Consider the following 1,561-nt stretch of genomic DNA (forward strand, 5'->3'; position numbering starts at 1 on the left):
TGAATGACAGGGATATCCAGACCCTCTGCCTTTACCTGAAAAAACAGAAACGGACCGTGGAAGAGTACCAGTGGCAATATTATGACGAACAACGAAACCTTCTGGAACAGTTGTTAAGACCAGTGTTCCTGTGCCTTGAATGTGAGGCCGGTAAAGGCTCAGAAGCCGTCGTCGCCCAACTTCAAAAGATGCAAACGGAAATTGTATCCGGTGAATCACTGATGACAATGGATACGTCGCTTATCCCCAAAAAGCACCTCCCATGGCTGGTGAAACAGGATAACGTTAATCCGCAACGTTATGAATGGCTGCTCTACCGGCAGTTAACTTCACGACTGAACGGACGTATTTATCTGTCAAATGTCACCAAATACCGGGCACTGGAAGACGACCTGATCCCCCAAACATCGCAGGATGCACTGCTGGAGTCATCAACGCTGGACAGACTAAAACAACCTGTTGACGCATTGTTACAGGAGAAACAACATCGACTGGAAAGCGCGCTCAAAGACGTGGCGCGCCATATTGATGAGGGAGATAATCGCAATGTAATCATGAAAAATCGCTCGGGCACCCGCTGGCACCTGCCAACAAAAGGCGCTACATCTCTGGTCAACAATCCCTTCTTTAAGCGAATGCAGCCAGTCGGTATCGCGGATGTCCTGCGGTATGTTGAGCGCGAAACCGGGTTTATGCGATGCCTGACACATGTGCTGCCAATACAAAAACAGGGAACTACTCATCAGGATGATTTACTGGCCATTCTGATTGCTAACGCCACTCACCGTGGTGTGTATGGTATGGCGCAGATCTCCGACCGCAGTTATGAACACCTGAGTACAGTACAGGCTAACTATATCCGACCTGAAACGCTGCATGATGCCAGCGACGTGATCAATAATGCGGTGGCTTCATTACCCATCTTCCGCCACTACCATATTCAGGAGGACCAGTTGCACGCCAGTGCGGATGGTCAGAAATTCGAAACGCATCTGGAAACGTTTAAAACCCGGTATTCCTCGAAGTACTTCGGTACCAATAAAGGGATCACGGCCATGACCCTGGTCGCCAATCACAGCGCGCTGAATGCACGGATAATCGGCTCCAACGAGCATGAATCACACTATATCTATGATCTGTTGCAATCCAACAGCAGCGATATCAAACCTGACGTACTCTCGACAGATACACACGGTGTCAATCACGTCAACTTCGCTTTATTGGATCTATGCGGCTACAGCTTTGCACCGCGATACGCGCAATTTAACAGCGTCATCAACGATCTGTTTGAGGTGACTGAAAATGAACAATGTAACACCATACTTGCGCTGAAGAAACCCATCAGGACGGGGGTCATCGAAACGGGATGGCAGGATATCAGGCGTATTGTCCTGTCACTTCAGACAAAACGAACAACACAGGCAATACTGGTGAGAAAACTGTCTGGTTATCCTTCAGGACACCCGATATTACAGGCGCTGACAGAGTATAATCGACTGGTTAAAGCGCAATATTTACTTGACTACATCGACGATGCCAGTTTGCGGCAGTATGTGCAACG

The 1,561-nt window shown here is 48.6% G+C and carries 1 protein-coding gene; it reads left to right on the plus strand.

Going from position 1 to position 1,561, the window contains the following annotated elements; all coding sequences use genetic code 11:
• The coding region (locus tag R7P74_RS24690; RefSeq protein WP_276385191.1) for a Tn3 family transposase at positions 1–1,561 on the plus strand (1,561 nt) is incomplete at both ends.

The organism is Vibrio sp. 2033 (assembly GCF_033339735.1).